17 protein-coding genes, 1 tRNA gene and 2 pseudogenes are annotated in these 18,667 nt (G+C 47.1%); 8 read left to right on the top strand and 12 right to left on the bottom strand.

Translation table 11 applies throughout. The features are described 5' to 3' along the window. Positions 1-38 precede the first annotated feature (38 nt). Both NC994_RS22785 and NC994_RS22780 read right to left on the bottom strand, forming a co-directional pair. Positions 39-887, bottom strand: coding sequence for an alpha/beta hydrolase (locus NC994_RS22785; protein WP_190434701.1), 849 nt, complete (start codon positions 885-887; stop codon positions 39-41). Between the two features lie 498 nt (positions 888-1,385). Beyond that, entirely contained in the window at positions 1,386-1,667 is a 282-nt protein-coding gene (locus NC994_RS22780; RefSeq protein ID WP_190434699.1) for an antibiotic biosynthesis monooxygenase, read from the bottom strand. Between the two features lie 67 nt (positions 1,668-1,734). On the opposite strand from NC994_RS22780, the pseudogene NC994_RS22775 reads away from it, so the two are divergent. Beyond that, positions 1,735-1,896 (top strand): annotated as a pseudogene (locus tag NC994_RS22775) (MBL fold metallo-hydrolase); the annotation flags it as partial. Positions 1,897-1,987: 91 nt separating this feature from the next. Here the strand turns inward: NC994_RS22775 and NC994_RS22770 are convergent. Beyond that, positions 1,988-2,845: a nucleotidyltransferase domain-containing protein gene (locus NC994_RS22770; protein WP_190434696.1), complete on the bottom strand. Its 858-nt coding sequence runs from the start codon at positions 2,843-2,845 to the stop codon at positions 1,988-1,990. A gap of 314 nt (positions 2,846-3,159) precedes the next feature. Then, positions 3,160-4,008: a hypothetical protein gene (locus tag NC994_RS22765; RefSeq protein WP_348225623.1), complete on the bottom strand. Its 849-nt coding sequence runs from the start codon at positions 4,006-4,008 to the stop codon at positions 3,160-3,162. A 264-nt stretch (positions 4,009-4,272) separates the two neighbouring features. Here NC994_RS22765 and NC994_RS22760 point away from each other — a divergent pair. Then, positions 4,273-4,475: pseudogene (locus tag NC994_RS22760) on the top strand (hypothetical protein). Positions 4,476-4,494: 19 nt separating this feature from the next. On the opposite strand, the gene NC994_RS22755 reads toward NC994_RS22760, so the two are convergent. The 3 genes from NC994_RS22755 to NC994_RS22745 form a co-directional block, all read right to left on the bottom strand. Further along, complete coding sequence (locus NC994_RS22755; RefSeq protein ID WP_190434693.1) at positions 4,495-5,310, bottom strand: alpha/beta fold hydrolase; 816 nt, start codon at positions 5,308-5,310, stop codon at positions 4,495-4,497. Positions 5,311-5,968: 658 nt separating this feature from the next. Then, positions 5,969-6,117, bottom strand: a tRNA-OTHER gene (locus tag NC994_RS22750). A gap of 80 nt (positions 6,118-6,197) precedes the next feature. After that, positions 6,198-6,929 carry a hypothetical protein gene (locus tag NC994_RS22745; protein ID WP_190434689.1) on the bottom strand — a complete coding sequence of 244 codons (732 nt, stop codon included), beginning with the start codon at positions 6,927-6,929 and terminating at the stop codon, positions 6,198-6,200. A 150-nt stretch (positions 6,930-7,079) separates the two neighbouring features. On the opposite strand from NC994_RS22745, the gene NC994_RS22740 reads away from it, so the two are divergent. From NC994_RS22740 to NC994_RS22715, 6 genes are all read left to right on the top strand, one after another. Further along, positions 7,080-7,763 carry a response regulator transcription factor gene (locus NC994_RS22740; protein ID WP_190434685.1) on the top strand — a complete coding sequence of 228 codons (684 nt, stop codon included), beginning with the start codon at positions 7,080-7,082 and terminating at the stop codon, positions 7,761-7,763. Further along, positions 7,760-9,229, top strand: a complete 1,470-nt coding sequence (locus tag NC994_RS22735; RefSeq protein WP_190434683.1) for an ATP-binding protein — start codon at positions 7,760-7,762, stop codon at positions 9,227-9,229. The genes NC994_RS22740 and NC994_RS22735 overlap by 4 nt, the downstream gene beginning before the upstream one ends. 58 nt (positions 9,230-9,287) lie before the next feature. Beyond that, positions 9,288-9,461: a hypothetical protein gene (locus tag NC994_RS22730; RefSeq protein ID WP_190434680.1), complete on the top strand. Its 174-nt coding sequence runs from the start codon at positions 9,288-9,290 to the stop codon at positions 9,459-9,461. A 213-nt stretch (positions 9,462-9,674) separates the two neighbouring features. Continuing rightward, on the top strand, positions 9,675-11,759 hold the full coding sequence (gene fusA, locus NC994_RS22725) for an elongation factor G (protein WP_190412929.1): 2,085 nt from the start codon (positions 9,675-9,677) through the stop codon (positions 11,757-11,759). Positions 11,760-11,983: 224 nt separating this feature from the next. Next, entirely contained in the window at positions 11,984-12,337 is a 354-nt protein-coding gene (locus NC994_RS22720; RefSeq protein WP_190434677.1) for a DUF6464 family protein, read from the top strand. 285 nt (positions 12,338-12,622) lie between these two features. Continuing rightward, on the top strand, positions 12,623-13,372 hold the full coding sequence (locus NC994_RS22715; protein ID WP_190434674.1) for an SDR family oxidoreductase: 750 nt from the start codon (positions 12,623-12,625) through the stop codon (positions 13,370-13,372). A 44-nt stretch (positions 13,373-13,416) separates the two neighbouring features. Here the strand turns inward: NC994_RS22715 and NC994_RS22710 are convergent, their stop codons facing one another. From NC994_RS22710 to xylB, 5 genes are all read right to left on the bottom strand, one after another. Then, positions 13,417-14,115: a glutathione binding-like protein gene (locus tag NC994_RS22710; protein WP_190434670.1), complete on the bottom strand. Its 699-nt coding sequence runs from the start codon at positions 14,113-14,115 to the stop codon at positions 13,417-13,419. Positions 14,116-14,230: 115 nt separating this feature from the next. Next, a complete protein-coding gene (locus tag NC994_RS22705; RefSeq protein WP_190434668.1) occupies positions 14,231-15,061 on the bottom strand; it encodes a dienelactone hydrolase family protein in 831 nt (276 codons plus the stop codon). Between the two features lie 346 nt (positions 15,062-15,407). Then, positions 15,408-15,971 (bottom strand): GNAT family N-acetyltransferase, encoded by a 564-nt coding sequence (locus NC994_RS22700; RefSeq protein WP_190434665.1) that lies wholly within the window; start codon positions 15,969-15,971, stop codon positions 15,408-15,410. 212 nt (positions 15,972-16,183) lie between these two features. Beyond that, the gene (locus NC994_RS22695; RefSeq protein ID WP_190434662.1) at positions 16,184-17,011 is read right to left on the bottom strand and encodes a pentapeptide repeat-containing protein; all 828 of its coding nucleotides are present in this window, start codon (positions 17,009-17,011) and stop codon (positions 16,184-16,186) included. A gap of 210 nt (positions 17,012-17,221) precedes the next feature. Further along, positions 17,222-18,664: a xylulokinase gene (gene xylB, locus NC994_RS22690; protein WP_190434659.1), complete on the bottom strand. Its 1,443-nt coding sequence runs from the start codon at positions 18,662-18,664 to the stop codon at positions 17,222-17,224. Positions 18,665-18,667: the final 3 nt, after the last annotated feature.

The raw sequence follows: 18,667 nt of genomic DNA, 5'->3' as shown, positions 1-18,667 counted from the left end.
GAAAATAAGAAAATGTTAGGCCTCCTATCAAAAAAGGGTTAGCGATTGAAAAGCCAATCGAGTAACTCTTTGTCGAATAGGTCTGGCTCTTCAAAGTGAGGCGCATGGCTGCTCTTCTCAAATATGCGGATAGTAAGATTACTAAACTTGTCTCTTACTCCTTCCCACATATAGGGTGGTGGAACGAGGTAATCGTAGCGACCAAGTGCAAGCAATACAGGTGCTTGCAACTTATCTAAGTTCTCAGTAATATCTATATCCCGAAAAACCTCGCCCCAGACATAATCAAACATAGCCATATTGACTTCTATACCTTCCCAAAGTTTTGTCGCGTCATAGTTGTAGTCAAACCAACTTTTGGGTCCCATGAGAAGGCAATAAGTAATAAAAGCTTTCTCAGGTGCAGCAGATATTTCTTCAGGCAACCTGGTCAGGTTTTTAGCAAGAGCCGCTTTACGCTCAGGACAAACAGAATCATTCAGATAACGTTCCGCAGCCAGATGCCCTTCATGCGAGTAATTTGGTCCTACACACATCATTACCACATGAGACACATTGGCAGGATATTTCTTGGCATACTCCAGCGCCATAAATCCATGACCTGAATGACCAATAACAATAATTTTGCCAAATCCTAGCTCTTTCCTAACCAGTTCAATATCATCAACCAGTGAGTCTAGCTGGAACAAAGAGGTGTCTTTACACTTATAAGGAGGTGAGAAACCTCGATGATTGACAAAGACCAACTTTAGACTGCTACGAAGATTGTTAGAAAACGTTCTAGAGTAATACAGTGAACTCCCAACCACGATGGTAGGAGTACCGTCACCCTCAACAATATACTGAAGCTTAAAACCGCTTGAATACACATGGCCTGTTAAAGACATATTCTTACTTCTCCAGATTTCATCCGCTTAATCATAAATACAGAGACGACCGCCATACAGTCTAGGATTTACTATGATTCGTTCAAGTAGTTTCGGCATTTTAAGTAATCGCTTAATTAAATGTTAATACTATGAAGAAGTACGCTTTTGCAGCGTACTGGGTTCAGGGATGGATTGACATAGATGTAAAACATGCATCCTCGTACAGTTGCGATCGCGTCTTCACAGCACCATCCAATCGTTTAGCAAATTTGAAGCCATTAGCACCAGAAGTCTTAGCTATTTTAGCTACAGTAGCAAAAGGATAAGCTACGGTAGTCAGTGCGTAAAAATAGAGGTCAGCAATGTCCAATTACTACCATTGAACGATCGTGCTGTATCACGTGCTGTATCAACTCATAAATCCTCGTCCTTCCTTAGTATAATTTTAGGAGAAGCGAGTTGGATTTGTGTCATAGACACGCAGACAGACTTGTAGGGAATTTTTACTACCCGATCCTACAAAGTGCCCGACTCTAGTTGCTCCAAGTATATGAAATCAGGAGCCTTTACTCCGGCTTCCGCTCTGATTCTAATGAGTTTAGGAGATTCAAAAAAACGCTTGGCATCGTCTATCGATGTCCACGATGAGAAATGCACTACTTTGTTGGGATCGCTTTCATACTTTAAGACCTGATACGACCTCTCTCCAGCTTCCCTTCTTATGTCGGATGCATTGTCAAAAACCTTCTTCCACGACTCGTAGTCTTCAACTTCATGGATAATTAACACGTATTGCATAATTTATCTAGCTAGTAGTGTTTTTTTATTAACATAACCGATGCTTGGGACATTGGTGTTGGTAGTAGTGGATCGCGAGGCGAGGCTCCACAATCAAGATCGGCTGCGTGCGTTATCGGGCGATCGCAGTAACGACGTGCGCCTCTTTTGCAGTCACGATGCGATCGAGTTCAAAGCCTTCACCGACCAGTCCAGCGACACTCAGAACTTGAAAATTCATCATTCCTGAACTCTGCGTCAGTCAGATTGATTCAGGAACCAGAGCTAAGGCGATCGCGGCAAGCAACAGGAGACTATGCTCAATACTAGCCCCTTAGACCTTACATAACTAACCGACGATTGCCATACCATTGACTCAAATCATGCTCAATTCCTTCAAGGATTGCGATCGCATCCATCATTGATTTTGCATCAGCCGCTAATAAAGCAAAGGCTGACTCAACCCGTTGTTGATAGTTCTGTGGACAGAGGGTAAAGCTGTTGGCAACTGCCACCGCACCTTTCTCATTCAATAGGTATTCTTCATTGAGTGCAAATAATACCTGATTCATACAAGCTACGCTACGGAAACAGCAACCTGCTGCATAGGCAACATCTCCGCGTGCAATTGCCTTTTGTGCAATGAACAGTGAAAAACTAATTTCCCAGGCAAAGGTATTAATAGTGGCTTGTTTAAGCTGAATAGGATAAGGGGTTGTCTTTGCCTTTAAAGCATCTAAAACGTTATACGGATCGTGAAGTGGCAGACAAATTGCAACTTCACCCATATAAATAGAGGATACAAAGCCGTGTGGATGCCCTGGTTGGTAATCAATAGTAATTTGCCCAGCATGACAATCACCAATGACACGATTAACCTGAACCACATCACGATAGAGAAAATCTACAGATACACCTCCTATCTTTAGCCAACCACCGCCATTAATCCATTTCCCCCATCCGCCAATTGGGGTGATTAGATTTGCGCGATGATTGTCGTCAAGTTCAGAGGCGAGGTGATTTAGAGCAGTCACATCAAGCGGATTCTCTGGGTTGTAATAGATTCCCAGATCCACATCTGACTTCTGTGTATGGTTGCCTCGCGCCCTTGAACCACCTAGAGCGATCGCTGCAATTCCCTGAATTGACTGTAAACGTTCAACAACACGGTGGATGAACTGAGGCAACTGCTGATTCATATTGACTCCATTTTTACCACCAATTCAAACCCATTTCACATTAGATGCTATCGGACAAGCTTCAAATAACACCCTCACTCATAACATAAGCTGCACAACTATTAGTTGTACCGCATTCGCTATCAAACAGCACCCGCTTCAACTATATTTTCCTCTAGATAAATCCACATATAATTCTGTTGAATAGTCTGTATATAGCTGAATCGAACCGATTAGGCTTTAAGTCCAATGAGAGCGAGCGCGCCGAATGACAAAAAGCTGCATTTGGATTGTTAGACCGCCGTGTACAATCACTAAACACTCAAGTCCAGCTATTAGCTAAACACGCCCTTTAAATGTGTTCTCAAACTTTCAATGTTGTTCCACTGAGACATTAGACTTGGACTGGCTAACGATTTTGCTTTGGTATCTTGCCACCCCCAATCTGCTCTCATGACATCTTTATCGAGGGGAATACGATAAGGATCGCTGAAGTCAGCAACCCAATGTATCTTCACCAATCTGAAAATGCCCCATTCACCCAGTTTCCATTGAGATTGATCTTCACTTCCTTCCTTGACCAGTTCAACTATGTGCGTTAGACACCGCTCATAGCCAACTGGCTTTTGGGAAAGAATAATGAGCGCTCCTTTTGGTAGCTTCAAAGCATGAGCCTCTACACCCATACCCTCTTTGAAGTTCAATTGGAAATGAGATCCAAGGGGGTAGTCTTCATACGCCCACTTGTCGGGTTCATTAACATTATTGACATTTTTGATGTATTCCAGCCGAGTATAATTCATTTTCTTTTCCAGTTTCTTACAAGGCACAAGGTTTTTTAGTTGTTCTAATGTCTCTATGTGACACTCTGAAAACTCCTCAAATGGAGAATAACCATTCCACATTGAACTAAAGGGATAGTGGACATCAAATGGAGCGATGGAACTGAGGTCTTGAGCGACTAGAAAACAGTAAGGCTTTGGCGGGTTACTAATCTGTGCTGCAATCCCCTGACCGCGTTTTGCGTGGGTTTTAGATTTTTCAATTGCTTCAGGTGTTAGAAAAGGGAAAATTGCTTTTTCAGCTTCCTTATAAGTCGCTTCCACCCAAAATGAATCAACGGGTGTCGATCCCCACCGAAAATTACGATACTCGCACTGTGGCCAGTAAACTCGAACAAGCATATCCTCTCCTTGCTCATCTTAGTTTGTTGATAGGAATCGTGTCATAACTGAAGTTACTTTGATAGTTGCTGCACAAATACAGTATGTTCTCGTGCAGCCAACCCTTCGGAGCAACACAGCAATCGCCCCATAGCCCCAGTCAAGAAGTCGTTCACTGCCAACCATAAGCCTGGAAACACTTGACTCCGAGTCACCCCATCCTGATCAGCTGACAGTGGAATACAACGAGGCTATCCCAAAGTTCCTAATTCAGCCAACAACTCTATACCCGAAATCGTTGAGATTCCTATCAAACTAACTCGATTTCAATTTCCCCAGGCGGTTCTAACACACTTGCAATCTTTGTTAGATCGTCAGGATAAGGGTCATACGCCGTCTCAAGCAGAACGACAGGAAGCAGAAGGACTTGTTGAACTGGCAGAATTTTACTATGTTTGCCCTCAACACGGGTGATGAAGCAAGCATAGATAACAACGGAGTTCTTAGTTAGACGACTGCTAGGCAGGTATCGAGTGCTGTAGCAAACGGCTCAGGCGCATCAAGCATGAGCCAATGTCCTGTAGCGGGTAGAGTGATTGTGGTTAGTGCTGGGCGGAGGACGTGAAGGCTGAACGGCGAGTTATTCGACGGAGCAAGAATAGCGTGAGCGCGTGCCCCTGGCGAAGCGAGGTACTCATCGAGAGCTTCTACTGCTTTAAAGGCGAACAAACCGCGGGACGTTCCAAGCAGCCGATCCTTTGGGGTGGCGGCAAGGCGGGCGAGTATTTGCTCTTGCGTTGCCGAGGTGCTCCCTGCCAGTGCGTTGCGGAAAGAGTCTTCCAGCACCGATCGCCAGCCGTCGGTTGCGAGTGCCGCTTGCATCGGAGCGATTTGTGCCTCATATACCTCTGGGGGGCATTGAGTGCAATCGATTGGTGGATCTACCAGTACTAACTGCGCGATCGCGTTAGGTTTAGCCGCCGCCGCCGCGAGTGCGACGCAAGCGCCGAAGCTGTGCCCAACGAGCGCGATCTGCTCAAGTCCAAGGGCTTCTAATACAGCCAAGAGATCGCCTGCACACGAGGCGGGAGAGTAGTCATCATCCGCAGGCGGTGAGGAAGCACCGTGTCCCCGCAAATCGATCGCGATCGCACGTCGAGTCCGGGCGGCATAAGCAAGTTGTTCATCCCAGAGGTCTGCGGAACACGCCATACCATGCACAAACACTACTGGCAGTAGCTTGCATTCCATAGTGGTGACAGGTGCAGCGGCTTCAAGGATATGAATGCTAATGTTCTGAGCAGCGAGAGTTATTAAGTTCATACTGCTTTCCCTTGAGCCTTAATTGCTTCAGATAATCGCCATTACCCTACGGATTAATCTTAAAGCATTGTCTCTAGTCCAATTGCTGCTCAAACACTGGTCAAGCACCTCAAATACACAAACTGCTGTTCCTGTCCCTGCTATGTGATTAGCCCTGCTTACTGCTCCCATTCTACTTGAACAGGCTTTATCTCCTGTTCGTTGAATGCGGTGAGGCTAGCTCTCAGATTCCCATTTGACCAGTGTATGGCTGTGAGATGATACTTGTAGTCTTCTCCGTATTTAGCGCGATAATTGTACATTTGTTTTAAGGTCTAACGGCTAGTGTTATCGATTGCAGATCAGCTTGAACTCAGCACAAGAAGCATTAGTCAGTCCGGTACACGCAGTTGTTAGCTATGCCACTAAACAAGTTGAAGTTCCATTTGCATATTACAACCCTCATAGGGGCAAGGTCGTCCAACTCCTTTCCGAAACCATGACTATCTAAATGAATTTAATATGACCTCAAAAGTGTTCCCAATTTAAAATCCCGGCACTCGTATCCTGAATGCCGGGAAAGATTTAAGTCGCTGAGCCTATATGAGAGATTTCCAGTTTCCGCAGAATCAATCTGATGCTGTGAGGTTTTTCCACTAAACTACCTCCCCGTACATAAAGGAGAGGGCAGGATTTGAACCTGCGTCTCGCTAGCCTTGTTCTACAGAGAATGATACAGGGAGCGATTTTTAAAATGAGATTGGAGCAATAGCTTGAGCTTTATTCTGAGCTTAATGCGCTAGGGCGGCTTTACCATTTGCCTACCCCCAGATAAACTGGGGGGCAGGAATCGAACCTGCAAATCCCTACTCGCTAAAAATGAACTTGTACTCCAAATCCAGTGTAGTTTAATCTGCAAATAAATAGCCAAAAATCGCATTAGCAACTTGCCGCTGCTGCACTTCCTTGCTATTGGCTTCTTCTCTAGCTTGAATCACGGCTTTTTGTAACATATCCACTCTACGCAGCATTCGATTCACGCGGTCTTGAGGAAGTGCCCCTGAGAACTCAATCAAACTCCAGGTTCCTTCCACAATATCTTTGGAAACCTCCTTAATTTGGGCAGGGTGATGTTCCGTTGCTTCATAGGCAACCACAAAATCAGTAATTTTCTTAGTTTTCACAGTTTCTTTGGGACTGGTGACGTAGCATCCTCTATTGGGGTCATGCTGCCAGTCTTTGTCAATCGAAAGCACGGGTAGCGAAGCAATGAACGTCTTCACATCCTGAAGCTGCTTTTCAAGAAATAATAGATAGGAAACAGGAACATCTGCAATAATAGTCTGTTCATCTACTGTGACAGATGCTTTAGCCTCAGTATTAGCGTAGTCCTGAGTAGCTGCTAGGTCTAAAAATTCAGAGCAAGATTGCACAAACTTTTCGATCAACTCCTCAGCCTTCAGCGTCAGTTTTTGCGATTCAGGAGGATATACAAATCCATCCTCTTCTCTAGGCTGGTAAGTTCTGCTCAATCCTTGAAATAATGTACTCTTCTGACCCAGTTGAGATACTTCGGCTTTGCCTTTGTTGGCATTTGCTTTAACAGATTGCAACACAGCGATCAACTGATTTAGCTTCATAGAATTACCAAAATTGGTCAATTCAATTATTGCCTAGCCGATAGAGCCAATTTCTGACTTGGCAGGGAAAACTTATTGGGACGTGTGGCTTACAGATAACCACAGGTTACACTGAATAAACGCCCAAGCCGTCCGACGCATGAGAAACCCATGCATATTCTGTTCGTTGAAGATGAAGCGAAAATTGCCAACTTCGTCCGAGCCGGATTGAAGGAACAGGGTTTTGTTGTCGATTACTGTGACAACGGAGACGAGGGGTATGCTCGCGCCTTGGACAACGAGTATGACGCGCTCGTGCTTGACATCATGGTGCCGGGAAAAGATGGTTTGTCTATCCTCAAGAGCCTGCGCCGGAAAGGACAGAATGTACCAGTCATTTTGTTGACTGCTCGTAATGAATTGGATGACCGACTTGAGGGTCTAAATTTGGGTGCTGACGACTATATCGCGAAACCATTTTTTGTGGAAGAACTCGTTGCCCGGATTCATGCAGTGATACGTCGGACTGCGGGCGATCGCCAAAATCTAGTCTGCGTCGGCCCCATCAAACTGGATCGCATCACGCGAGAAGCCACTTGCAATCAACATATCGTTGAACTCACCACCCGCGAGTTTAACCTGTTGGAATATCTAATGCGATCGCCTGGACGAGTCTTTACCCGAACGCAAATCTTAGAACACATTTGGGGCTATGACTTTAATCCCAATACCAACGTAGTCGATGTGTGCGTTCAACGGATTCGCAAAAAGATTGATTCCATTGGTGGCGCGGGTTGGGTTGAAAGCATTCGCGGCGTTGGATATCGATTTCGTCAATCAGAGTCTCAAGAGTGAAGCTGCGTTCTTTCCGTATCCGGATTGCTCTATTGTCTGCTGTTCTGGCAGGTAGCGCCCTCATTGGGTTTGGATTAATTTCCTGGTGGCTGATTTATGAGGCAAAGGTGAGCCGTCTGGATGCAGAATTGGAAAGCCAATTGATGCGGGTAAGTCGCCCTCGACCGCGTGGCTGGCAGTCTTATGAAGACTCACTTGGGCAGTTGTTTAGAACCGATACAAAAACAGCGATCGCCTTACTAATAATCGGTGCAGATAACAATGTGCTGTATCGTTCCGAGCAATGGACTGCCGATCTCGATACCAAAAACCTTTGGACATCGCACCCCCAATTGCTGCCGTTTCCATCACCCCCTTCCGAGCGGCCAACAGCCCCCTTTTCCGAAGCCAACCCGCCATTTCCAGAGCGATCGCAACCGCCGCCGGATCGACCCCCGCCTACGCCTCGATTCGTTACTCAGCGCACCGCAAGCGGAACATGGCGGATTGGTGCCGTTACAACACCTTTTGCTCAAATTGCGATCGCAGTGAGTTTAAACGCGATCGCAACTGAGATGGTCGTTATCCGCAACATCTTCCTGATTTCAATTCCAGGGGTACTTCTGCTTGTAGCCGGGGGTGCATGGGCAATTGCTGGAAGCAGCTTGCATTCCATCCGACGACTAACCACGAGTATTGGGAATGTCACCGCTAGCGGTTTGGAACAACGGGTTCCTATCGGGACAACGGATGTTGAATTTGTCGAGTTAATTCAGGTTTTCAACAAAATGTTGGAACGCCTGGAACGCAGTTTCAAACAAGCGTCCCGCTTTAGTGGAGATGCTGCCCACGAACTCAAGACTCCGCTAGCGATATTGCAAGGGGAACTGGAACGCACTCTGCAACAAGCCGATCCCGGCTCCGAGGTGCAACAAAGCTTGAGCAATTTGCTGGATGAAGTGCGCCGACTGACGGGGATTGTGCGTAAACTGTTGCTGCTTTCTCTAGCGGATGCCGGACAAATGAACCTGCATCGAGTTGAGGTGGATTTGTCTGGTTTATTAACTGAGATGCTGGAAGATATCGAACTGCTAGCACCCCATTTGGAGATTCAAACAGAAATTGCTGATAGTTTGTGCGTAAAGGGCGATCGCGACTTACTCATTCAAGTCTTACAAAACTTGATTAGCAATGCCATTAAATATAATCTCCCGAATGGCTGGATTCGGATTCAGGCTCGTCGTCAGAGTACAGATGTGTTGATTACTATCAGTAATTGCTCTCAAGAGATTCCTCTGGATGAGCGAAACCGAATTTTTGACCGTTTCTATCGTGGCGATCCAGCCCGGACCCGTAAAGTAGAGGGAATTGGATTAGGACTGAGCTTAGCGCGGGAAATTGCGCGATCGCATCGTGGTAATCTGACGCTTGATCCGACCTTATCTGGACAGACTGCATTCACGCTAACCTTACCAGTAGGGTTGTAAAAGCAGCGTTCTTTTTGTACAGAGCCAGCTTTCCCCTTACTCAGTTTTCGTTGAGAATATGCCTTCAATCGCGAAAGCGATCGCTTTCGGGTTTCTCGAAACTGCTAACCGCTCCAACAAGAGCCGCACAAGCACAATACTAGAGCCGCCAGCAAGCGAACTCCGAACTTCTGGCTTGGTAGAGAACAGTGAAATTGGCGCGATCGCACTTTTGCGGCGGCGATATCGCTGATGCAAATATGTCTAATCTCTCTAACCACTGTCACCTTGACATTCCACAATTTACAATTAGTAATGTCGCCAGAGAAACGCAAAAGGATTTCTTTGTATTCCGCGTAATTGAAATCCAGCCTGCACTGGCTACAAAGGCAATATTGATTTCCTGGCTTGTAATGCTTGCAGGTGGTCGCCAACGGTTCGTTGTATTTACTCTAGAGACCAATTTATGAAAGACCTGACTCGTTATCGAAACATTGGCATCTTCGCTCATGTCGATGCTGGCAAGACCACCACAACTGAAAGAATCCTGAAGCTGACAGGTAAAATCCACAAAATTGGTGAAGTACACGAAGGCGCGGCGACGACGGACTTCATGGAACAGGAGCAAGAACGCGGGATTACGATCCAGTCGGCTGCAACTACCTGTTTCTGGAACGATCACCAACTGAACATCATTGATACCCCAGGACACGTTGATTTCACAATTGAGGTCTATCGTTCCCTGAAGGTTCTCGATGGCGGTATTGGTGTTTTCTGTGGTTCAGGCGGAGTCGAACCGCAATCTGAAACCAACTGGCGCTACGCCAACGACTCCAAAGTCGCTCGCATCGTCTACATCAACAAGCTCGATCGCACCGGCGCTGATTTTTACCGAGTCGTCAAGCAAGTCGATCAAGTGCTTGGAGCCAAGCCACTGGTGATGGTGCTGCCAATTGGCATTGAAGAACAGTTTTGCGGCGTGGTCGATCTGCTGACCCGTAAGGCATGGGTGTGGGACAACTCTGGCGATCCGATGAACTATAAGATCAAAGATGTTCCTACCGACATGGTCGATCAGGTCGAGACCTACCGCGAACAGTTGATTGAGCTAGCGGTTGAGCAGGATGATGCTGTGATGGAACAGTATCTCGAAGGGGAAGAGCCGTCGATGGAGGATATTAAGCGTTGTATCCGCAAGGGTACTCGCGACTTGGCGTTTTTCCCGACCTACTGCGGCTCGTCGTTTAAGAATAAGGGCGTACAGTTGGTGCTGGATGCCGTGGTTGACTACCTGCCGAACCCGATGGAGGTCAAACCGCAGCCAGAGATCGATCTGGAAGGGAATGAAACAGGCAGCTTTGCGCTTGTCGATCCAGACAAACCATTGCGGGCACTCGCGTTTAAAATCATGGACGATCGCTTCGGTGCTTTAACCTTCACGCGCTTGTACTCCGGGACATTGTCCAAAGGCGATACCGTACTGAACACCGCGACAGGTAAGACTGAGCGGGTCAGCCGTTTAGTTGAGATGCATGCGAATTCTCGCGAAGAGATCGACTCAGCTCAGGCGGGCGACATTGTAGCGATCGTCGGCATGAAGAACATCCGAACCGGACACACCATCTGCGATCCCAAGAATCCCGCGACGCTGGAGCCAATGGTCTTTCCAGAACCCGTCATCTCCATTTCGGTCAAACCGAAGCAAAAGGGGGGTGAAGAAAAGATGGTCGCCGCGCTCACTAAGATGGTGCAAGAAGACCCGTCTTTCCATATGGTGACAGATGAGGAGAGCGGCGAAACAATTCTCAAGGGGATGGGTGAGCTACATCTCGACATCAAGGTGGACATTCTGAAGCGCACCCACGGGGTTGAAGTTGAGGTGGGTAAACCTCAAGTAGCCTACCGCGAGTCGATTACGAAACGCCTCGAAGACAGCTACGTCCACAAGAAGCAGTCTGGTGGTTCTGGTCAATTTGCCAAAATTGGCTATGTAATTGAGCCGGGTGAACCAGGCAGCGGCTTCCAATTTGAGTCAAAGGTGACAGGTGGTACCGTGCCGAGAGAGTATTGGCCAGCAGTGGAAAAAGGCTTTGAAAGCTGCGTCGATCGCGGTGTATTGGCTGGGTTCCCCTGCATGGACTTAAAGTTCACGCTGCTTGAAGGGGGTTTCCACCCGGTGGACTCGTCAGCAATGGCGTTTGAGATTGCTGCAAAAGCCGCTTATCGGCAGTCTGTTCCTAAGGCTGCGCCTCAGCTGCTCGAACCAATCATGAATGTTGATGTCTTCGCACCAGATGATTACATGGGCGATATCATCGGCGATCTTAACCGCCGCCGAGGGATGATGAAATCTCAGGAGACAAATCAGACGGGGGCACGCATTAAGGCAGATGTGCCTTTGAGCGAAATGTTTGGCTACATTGGCGATCTGCGTACCATGACATCTGGGCGCGGACAGTTCTCAATGTCGTTCTCACACTATGCACCTTGCCCCAGTAACATCGCAGAAGAGGTGATCAAAGAAGCGAAAGAGCGTCAGGCTGCACACTAGGGCATTGGCTCCGATGAAGCGATTTGTCGGAGCCAATAACCGATAGCAATCCTCAATCAGTCGTGAGATTTTTGCGTAGTGTGAGCGTCCTGCTTGCGTTGAATCCCAGGCAAGATGACCGCACTACGTATTCTTATGACTTTTCTTAGGACTTGAATAGGACTGCTGTATATAGATGTGAATTTGATGCAAATTTTCTGGCGGTCTGTCGATATTAATTTGTTATGAAGCTGAATCCTTTGCCTACAGAAGTCATTCTGAGCCATCCCCGTTCTACCCTGAGTCATCTATATCTAGACTGGAATCCTGAGCCTGGAGCCTATTTAGAAGTCGAGGGTCAAACATATATGGTTTTAGAACGTAGGCATCGCTATCTGCTCAAATCGGGTCGTTATCAGCTTCACAAAATTGCTCTTTACGTTCAAAAGTTCGATACTCCGGCAGAGGGCAGTCTGTTGGACGGGCGCTGGGTAATCGGAGATATCACCTGCTCATACAATGCTCGCTCTGAGTTGCTTCGATGTACGATTAATCCCAGTGGGCCTTGCGATCGCTGCGTTCATTATCAGCCCTTTTAGAATCGCTCTTTATCCCATCAGTTGCGGCTTAATGCCATCTTCGGGTTGCTACAACGATTCGAGCAATAAAGAGCCATTTTATATAAAAAAGTTTAAACTTTGTCTTGCCAACGGATGACGTGACGTACTTCGCTCAGAAGCCCTGAATCCTAGTAGCGTCGGTAGTTATATTAATCTGCATCGATAAAGGTAAAACGAAATCGTTTCTGCTTAACCTTGTGCTAGCAAATATTCTAACGTTTTCATCGCAGGAGCCAGACGCAGCTTAGAAATTAAGGAGTATGTATGGCAGGAAAATTAGACGGAAAAGTGGCAATCGTCACTGGTGCATCGGCGGGAATTGGTGAGGCGACTGCGATCGCGCTAGCAGCAGAAGGCGCACAGGTAGCGATCGCAGCAAGGCGTTTTGATCGACTGAATGCGATCGCAGATGGCATTGCAGCGACGGGTGGAAAAGCATTGCCAATCGTGGCAGATATCACGGATGAAACTCAAGTTCAGAACCTAGTGCAAAAAGCAAACGCACAATTTGGTCGAGTCGATATTCTCGTCAACAATGCGGGCATTGCTTTGTCAGGTAATATTGAGGGAGCAAATACCTCTGACTGGCGACGCATGATCGATCTCAACGTTCTGGGATTGATGTATGCAACTCATGCGGTTCTTCCTATCCTGAAGGCACAAGGATCGGGACATATCGTTAACATTTCATCCGTTGCAGGTCGAACCGCACGAGTAGGAATCGGTGGCTACAATGCGACAAAATGGGGAGTCAATGGCTTCTCGGAATCGTTGCGCCAGGAAGTATGCAAGCACAACATTCGCGTCACCATCATCGAACCAGGCATGGTGGATACGGAAATCGACAGCCACATTACCGATCCAATCGCCAAACAGCGCACCGAAGAACGGCGTAAATCGATAATACCCCTGCAAAGCGAGGACGTTGCAGCCGCGATCGTTTATGCCGTTACTCAGCCGCCGCGAGTGAATGTCAACGAGATTCTGATTCGACCCACCGCTCAAGACTGGTAGATCCCAAATAGCGAAGCGGCTGGTTCTCTGAGAATCGTTATAGTTTAACGCTTGACGGTATCGGCGGACTGATTGAACAACAGATCCCGCGCCTGATCTGGACTGATGACTTGATCTTTGAAGGCTTCTGCTTTTTCATAAGCCCGAATGGTTGCAGGACGGGCTTTTATTGCTTCAAACCAGCGTTGCAAGTTGGGAAAATCTTCGATCTTTTGGCTTTGCTTTTCGTAGGGCACGATCCAGGGATAAGCAGCGATATCGGCGATCGAATAATCACCGGCAATAAATTCGCGATCGCTTAATCGTTTATTCAACACTGCATACAAACGTCCCGTTTCATTCACATAGCGATTAATCGCGTAGGGAATTTTTTCAGGGGCGTATTGAGTGAAATGATGGTTTTGTCCTGCCATCGGTCCGAGTCCGCCCATCTGCCAAAATAGCCATTGCAGAACCTCTGCGCGATCGCAAATATTTGCTGGAATCAACTTTCCGGTTTTTTCTGCTAAATACAGCAGAATTGCACCAGACTCGAAAACAGAAATCGGTTCGCCACCCTCAGCAGGTTCGCGATCCACGATTGCAGGGATGCGATTGTTGGGGGAAATCTTTAGAAACTCTGGTTTAAACTGATCGCCCGTGCCAATGTTGATCGGAACGAGGGTGTAGGGTAGCCCAACTTCCTCTAGAAACATAGTAATTTTGTGTCCGTTTGGCGTCGTCCAATAGTAAAGGTCGATCATGATGATGTCTCCTGAATATTACAAAGATTAGGTTTTAGCGATCGCTTTCAGCGCCGAACTGACAGCTCAAAGATAATCAATGCTGTGGTTGCCATGCGCTCAATTATTTCTCCTCCTACACACCATGCTGCTTAAACCATGCCTGAAGGCGTTTCCAACCATCTTTGGCTTCTTTCTCGCGGTAAGAGGGGCGATAATCGGCAAAAAAGGCGTGGGGTGCATTGGGGTAGACAATGATGTCAGATTTGCTGCTGCTGGACTTCAAGCGATCGCGCATCTGCTCTACTGTATCCAGGGTAATCCCCGTATCCTTGCCACCATAGAGTCCGAGAATGGGGACACTCACCGCCGAGGCTATATCGACGGGATGTTTGGGTGTCAGTTCGGTAGCATTGCCCACCAGACGCCCGTACCAAGCCACGCCTGCCTTGACTTGGGGATTGTGCGCTGAGTACAGCCAGGTAATGCGTCCGCCCCAGCAAAAGCCGGTAATCGCCAATTTATCGGCATTCCCCTCGGCTGACTTTACCGCCCAGTCTACCGTAGCATCCAGATCGGAAAGCACTTGGGCATCCGGTACTTTGGCGACTACTTGGCGAATTTCATCAACGTTGCTTAACTTTAAAACATCGCCCTGACGCACAAACAATTGGGGTGCGATCGCTAGGTACCCCAATTTGGCAAAGCGACGGCAAACATCCTGAATATGCTCGTGTACACCAAAGATTTCCTGAATCACTAGGACGATGGGAAAAGTTCCTCTTTTTGCGGGCATCGCCCTGTAAGCTGGAATTTCGCCATCTTTAACCGGAATTTTCACCGCACCTGCGACTAATCCCTTAGCATCAGTCGCAATCGTTTTGGCAGAAATGGGTTGCACTGCTAGGGCAAAACCTGTTGTCAGGGTAGCCGTAACCATAAATTGGCGGCGCGTGATTTCTTTCATTCTCTTTACCTTGAGCTATGCAGTCTCAATCCTAGTTAAGGAGGAAATGAGCTGTAACCAAACAGCCATTAGGCAGATGCAATAGCTAGGAAATCTAATTATCAAGATCGAAAACAAGTGTAAACAAAAAATAAAGTTGTTGACTAGAAAATAAATTTCTATCTAAAGAATAAAGCTTGCCACGGGTAAATACCTGGGGTAGTTGGGAAGTTATGGATAGGACGCGATCGCCCTCAGCTAACCCACCTGTCAACCACTGGACACGCGCCGCTACTGTGTGCGAGGCGATCGCATAGAAACACAACTTACAGCTTTAATCAAGCAGATGCGCTCTTAAAGAAATTGGTTAGGAAGATGGCACTGCGAATCCAAGTATGAAGTAGAATTTGCCGTTAAACTCAAACTCTCTGAGCATCTCCATACCAAGTTTTTGAGTATGCGCCCGAAGACTTCGCAAATTGTCATTGACTACGAAAGCAACGCCAGCATTGAACTGTGTGGCGACTTGAGCAAGAAGTGCCTGAAATAAACCTTGTAAGATACCACTTCCACGGTAAGCAGTTGCAACACAAACCGGACCATACCAAAAGGAACGATAATTGCTTAAAGGTTGCCCATGAAACATTATTTCTGGATACAAGCTCATTATATATTTGAGCAAGGGAATTTCCTGAGAGTATTCTTGAGTTGTTGCACAAACATATCCAACCACTAGGTTCTCTTGCACAGCAACCATTATTGCTAAACTTTCGTTAATCGCTGCCAGATGAAAATCATCCTTAAAGTCAATTGATAGAAAGCCATTCTGCCTTTCTAGCTCAGACAAGTTAGACACGAGATTCTTTCTATGCAAAGCGAGGATTTCAGGATAATCAGCCGCTAATGCTCGTCTAAAAATGATGTTCGTCATGTTTGTTATATCTCTTGTAAATTAGCTCAAGGATAGGTATGAGCGCCGTAATATAGCAATTTTGTTAAAGTTTTAAACAGGTATTTTTCCTGACGTAGAGACGCGATATATTTTGTCTTTATTGAAGTTTACGGATTATTTAAGATTGTTATAAGCTGTAATACTACTTGCCTGCGGCTATTGAAAAGTTAAAATTTATTCTTCAATAAAATTCAGTCCATGAATTGAGTTAGTACACGTTCCAACTCATCCGGTTGGAAACTGCCCTCAGCAGGTTGCCGATTCTGATGCGCTGGTTCCAAATAAAGGTATTCACAATAAACATTCGTAAATTGAGTGTGGCGTTTAATCGCCCAATCAAAGATACAAGCTCCCGTTAACACAGCAAAGGAAAAATCTGTATTTTGCATCGCGGAATGACTGAAGTTGGCATCGGTTAAGTTCGCTTTCCTAAAAGACGTTCCGGGATTGCTTTGAATCGCTTGAATTAGCCATTTGAGAATACGGAAGGTCAAGAACGCGGAAACGAACATCAGCAGTAGGAGGAACAATCCTTGAACGATTGCTCCATCAACGAAGCCAAGGATGCTAACAATCACAAGCCCAAGGGTGAGCGTCACCATTACCGCCAACAGTACAGCAATGGCTGCAATGTTCAAGAAACTCGTGATTTGTGGAAAGCGGAAAGCAATCTTATCCCGGATGAAGCTTCCAAACACGAGAGCTAATATCGGAAGCGCACTGAAAAAGAAGTTGAGTCCCTTATTGGAGCGATCGCCCAACAATACCATTGACACTTGGGCAGCGATCGCGCTGAAGGCGACTAAAACAACTGGACCAACGATAGCGGCAGCAACTAGAATATTTACCTGGCGGCGGCTCTGACCCGTTTTGGCCCTCTCAAACGTTGCCCCAATTAGGGTCGCCCCAGTGAAATTGCACCCCCGCAAGTCAGAGCCACTGAAGTCTGCGCCAGCCAAGTCCTGCCCTTTGAAAGAGCAATTTTGCAAGTTTCGGTTGGCGTAGTTTCGATTGGTCATTATTTGCTGGCTTCGTTAGTATCAACAGCTACAGAGTATAGTTCCATAAAATTGCCCGATGGTAGGACTTATGCATTGACAGAAGCCAATTTCTGGGCAGTCGCCCCAGCATCTTTTCTAGGGGTTTCAGGATGAAGTCAGGCGCTACCTGAAGAGACAGATTTCAGTTTATACCAATTTTAAATTAACCTTCTTGAGGCATTACTTTTCTCAAATTTTTTTAAGTCGTGGATAAAGGGATTGATATCGCATCCAAGCCTCTTCTAAGGCTGAATTAACTGCTTGGGGAGTTACAGTAAGCGTTGGTGTAGCTGCCAGTTTGAGCGTGTCATTAGCATCGGCGTATACGCCAATTCCGATACCCGCCAGTAGAGCAGCACCCCGCGCGGAAGCAGCAGCAACTGTAGTTGCATAGAGAGGTATTCTTAATACATCAGTCAGTAATTGTTTCCAAGACATTTCTGCCGTTCCACCGCCTGCTAAACGCAGTTCTGTCGCTTTAAAACCTGTTGCCTCAAGTGCCTCAAAACCTTGTCGCAAGGCAAAAGCAACTCCCTCTAAAGCTGCCCGCATCAGGTGCGCCTGTGTGTGATGAAGTCCAAGCCCCACCCATGCCCCGCGTACATAGGGGTCAAGGTGTGGAGTTCGCTCACCTGTAAGGTATGGCAAAAATGTCAATCCTTCACATCCTGGGGGAACAGTAAAGGCTTGAGTATAGACTTGCTGCCAAGTCAAGCCGAGGATACCTCGCACCCACTCAAGCGCTAACCCGGCATTTTGCATTGCTGCAAGGCTGTACCACTGGTTAGGTACGGCGGCTCGATAGAGATGTGTATGACCATGAGGATCGATAATGGGTTGGGAGCGAGGTGTAATGATTTGAGCGCCTGTGCCAATGGTTAGTTGAACCAAACCAGGCTCTAGTAATCCATTACCAAGCGCTGCCGCTGCCGTATCCGCAGCACCAGCGATAACGGGTAAGCCAACTCTTAAGCCAAGATGCTCTGAAGCAACAGTTGTTAGGTAACCTGCGATCTCACTTGAGGGGATAATTTTTGGTAACCAATCACAACGTAGATTCAGGGCTGAGATTGCTTCCCTTGCCCAGTTGTCCGACACAACATCGTAAAGCAAAGTACCACTAGCGTCAGAGGGTTCGGTGGCAACTTCTCCAGTCATCCGTAACCGTAGCCAATCTTTTGGCTGAAGTGCCCAACGCGCTTGGGTGTAGACAGTAGCCTCGTGTTCTCGTAGCCACAGCAAAGTTGAACCCGCCATTCCTGCTGTAATTGGGTTGCCCAAGCGCTCTAAAATAGCGGCATCGAGCGAATGATAAGCGTTAAGCGTGGCACTAGAGCGAGTATCTGCCCAAAGGATAGCAGGACGCAGGGGCTGACCGGACTCCGAAGCTAGGACAACGCCGTGCATTTGCCCTGAAAGTGCGATCGCCTGTACTCGATCGGCATGATTTCCTACAGCCTTCCTCACAGCCGAGGCAACAGCTAACCACCAATCTTCTGGTTCCGACTCAGCCCATCCAGGGTGGGGTGCATGAACAGGATAAGAGCTTGACGCCTCACCTATAGTGGTTCCGTCTGTCGCTAGGAGCAATGCCTTAGCAGAGCCTGTTCCTAAATCAATGCCAAGCAGCATTAG

This window comes from Trichocoleus sp. AS-A1 (genome assembly GCF_039962015.1).
Lineage (GTDB): Bacteria > Cyanobacteriota > Cyanobacteriia > Cyanobacteriales > FACHB-T130 > FACHB-T130.
Note: the sequence above shows the minus strand (reverse complement) of the source record. Positions and strands in the feature narration are given on the sequence as shown.

What these genes read in the sequence shown, in the direction of transcription:
- NC994_RS22785 (WP_190434701.1), bottom strand. Translation starts at nt 887, where the DNA reads ATGTCTTTAACAGGCCATGTGTATTCAAGCGGTTTTAAGCTTCAGTAT.
- xylB (WP_190434659.1), bottom strand. Translation starts at nt 18,664, where the DNA reads ATGCTGCTTGGCATTGATTTAGGAACAGGCTCTGCTAAGGCATTGCTC.
- NC994_RS22740 (WP_190434685.1), top strand. Translation starts at nt 7,080, where the DNA reads ATGCATATTCTGTTCGTTGAAGATGAAGCGAAAATTGCCAACTTCGTC.
- NC994_RS22705 (WP_190434668.1), bottom strand. Translation starts at nt 15,061, where the DNA reads ATGAAAGAAATCACGCGCCGCCAATTTATGGTTACGGCTACCCTGACA.
- NC994_RS22755 (WP_190434693.1), bottom strand. Translation starts at nt 5,310, where the DNA reads ATGAACTTAATAACTCTCGCTGCTCAGAACATTAGCATTCATATCCTT.
- NC994_RS22720 (WP_190434677.1), top strand. Translation starts at nt 11,984, where the DNA reads ATGAAGCTGAATCCTTTGCCTACAGAAGTCATTCTGAGCCATCCCCGT.
- NC994_RS22745 (WP_190434689.1), bottom strand. Translation starts at nt 6,929, where the DNA reads ATGAAGCTAAATCAGTTGATCGCTGTGTTGCAATCTGTTAAAGCAAAT.
- NC994_RS22780 (WP_190434699.1), bottom strand. Translation starts at nt 1,667, where the DNA reads ATGCAATACGTGTTAATTATCCATGAAGTTGAAGACTACGAGTCGTGG.
- NC994_RS22765 (WP_348225623.1), bottom strand. Translation starts at nt 4,008, where the DNA reads ATGCTTGTTCGAGTTTACTGGCCACAGTGCGAGTATCGTAATTTTCGG.
- NC994_RS22710 (WP_190434670.1), bottom strand. Translation starts at nt 14,115, where the DNA reads ATGATCGACCTTTACTATTGGACGACGCCAAACGGACACAAAATTACT.
- NC994_RS22715 (WP_190434674.1), top strand. Translation starts at nt 12,623, where the DNA reads ATGGCAGGAAAATTAGACGGAAAAGTGGCAATCGTCACTGGTGCATCG.
- NC994_RS22700 (WP_190434665.1), bottom strand. Translation starts at nt 15,971, where the DNA reads ATGACGAACATCATTTTTAGACGAGCATTAGCGGCTGATTATCCTGAA.
- fusA (WP_190412929.1), top strand. Translation starts at nt 9,675, where the DNA reads ATGAAAGACCTGACTCGTTATCGAAACATTGGCATCTTCGCTCATGTC.
- NC994_RS22770 (WP_190434696.1), bottom strand. Translation starts at nt 2,845, where the DNA reads ATGAATCAGCAGTTGCCTCAGTTCATCCACCGTGTTGTTGAACGTTTA.
- NC994_RS22730 (WP_190434680.1), top strand. Translation starts at nt 9,288, where the DNA reads ATGCCTTCAATCGCGAAAGCGATCGCTTTCGGGTTTCTCGAAACTGCT.
- NC994_RS22695 (WP_190434662.1), bottom strand. Translation starts at nt 17,011, where the DNA reads ATGACCAATCGAAACTACGCCAACCGAAACTTGCAAAATTGCTCTTTC.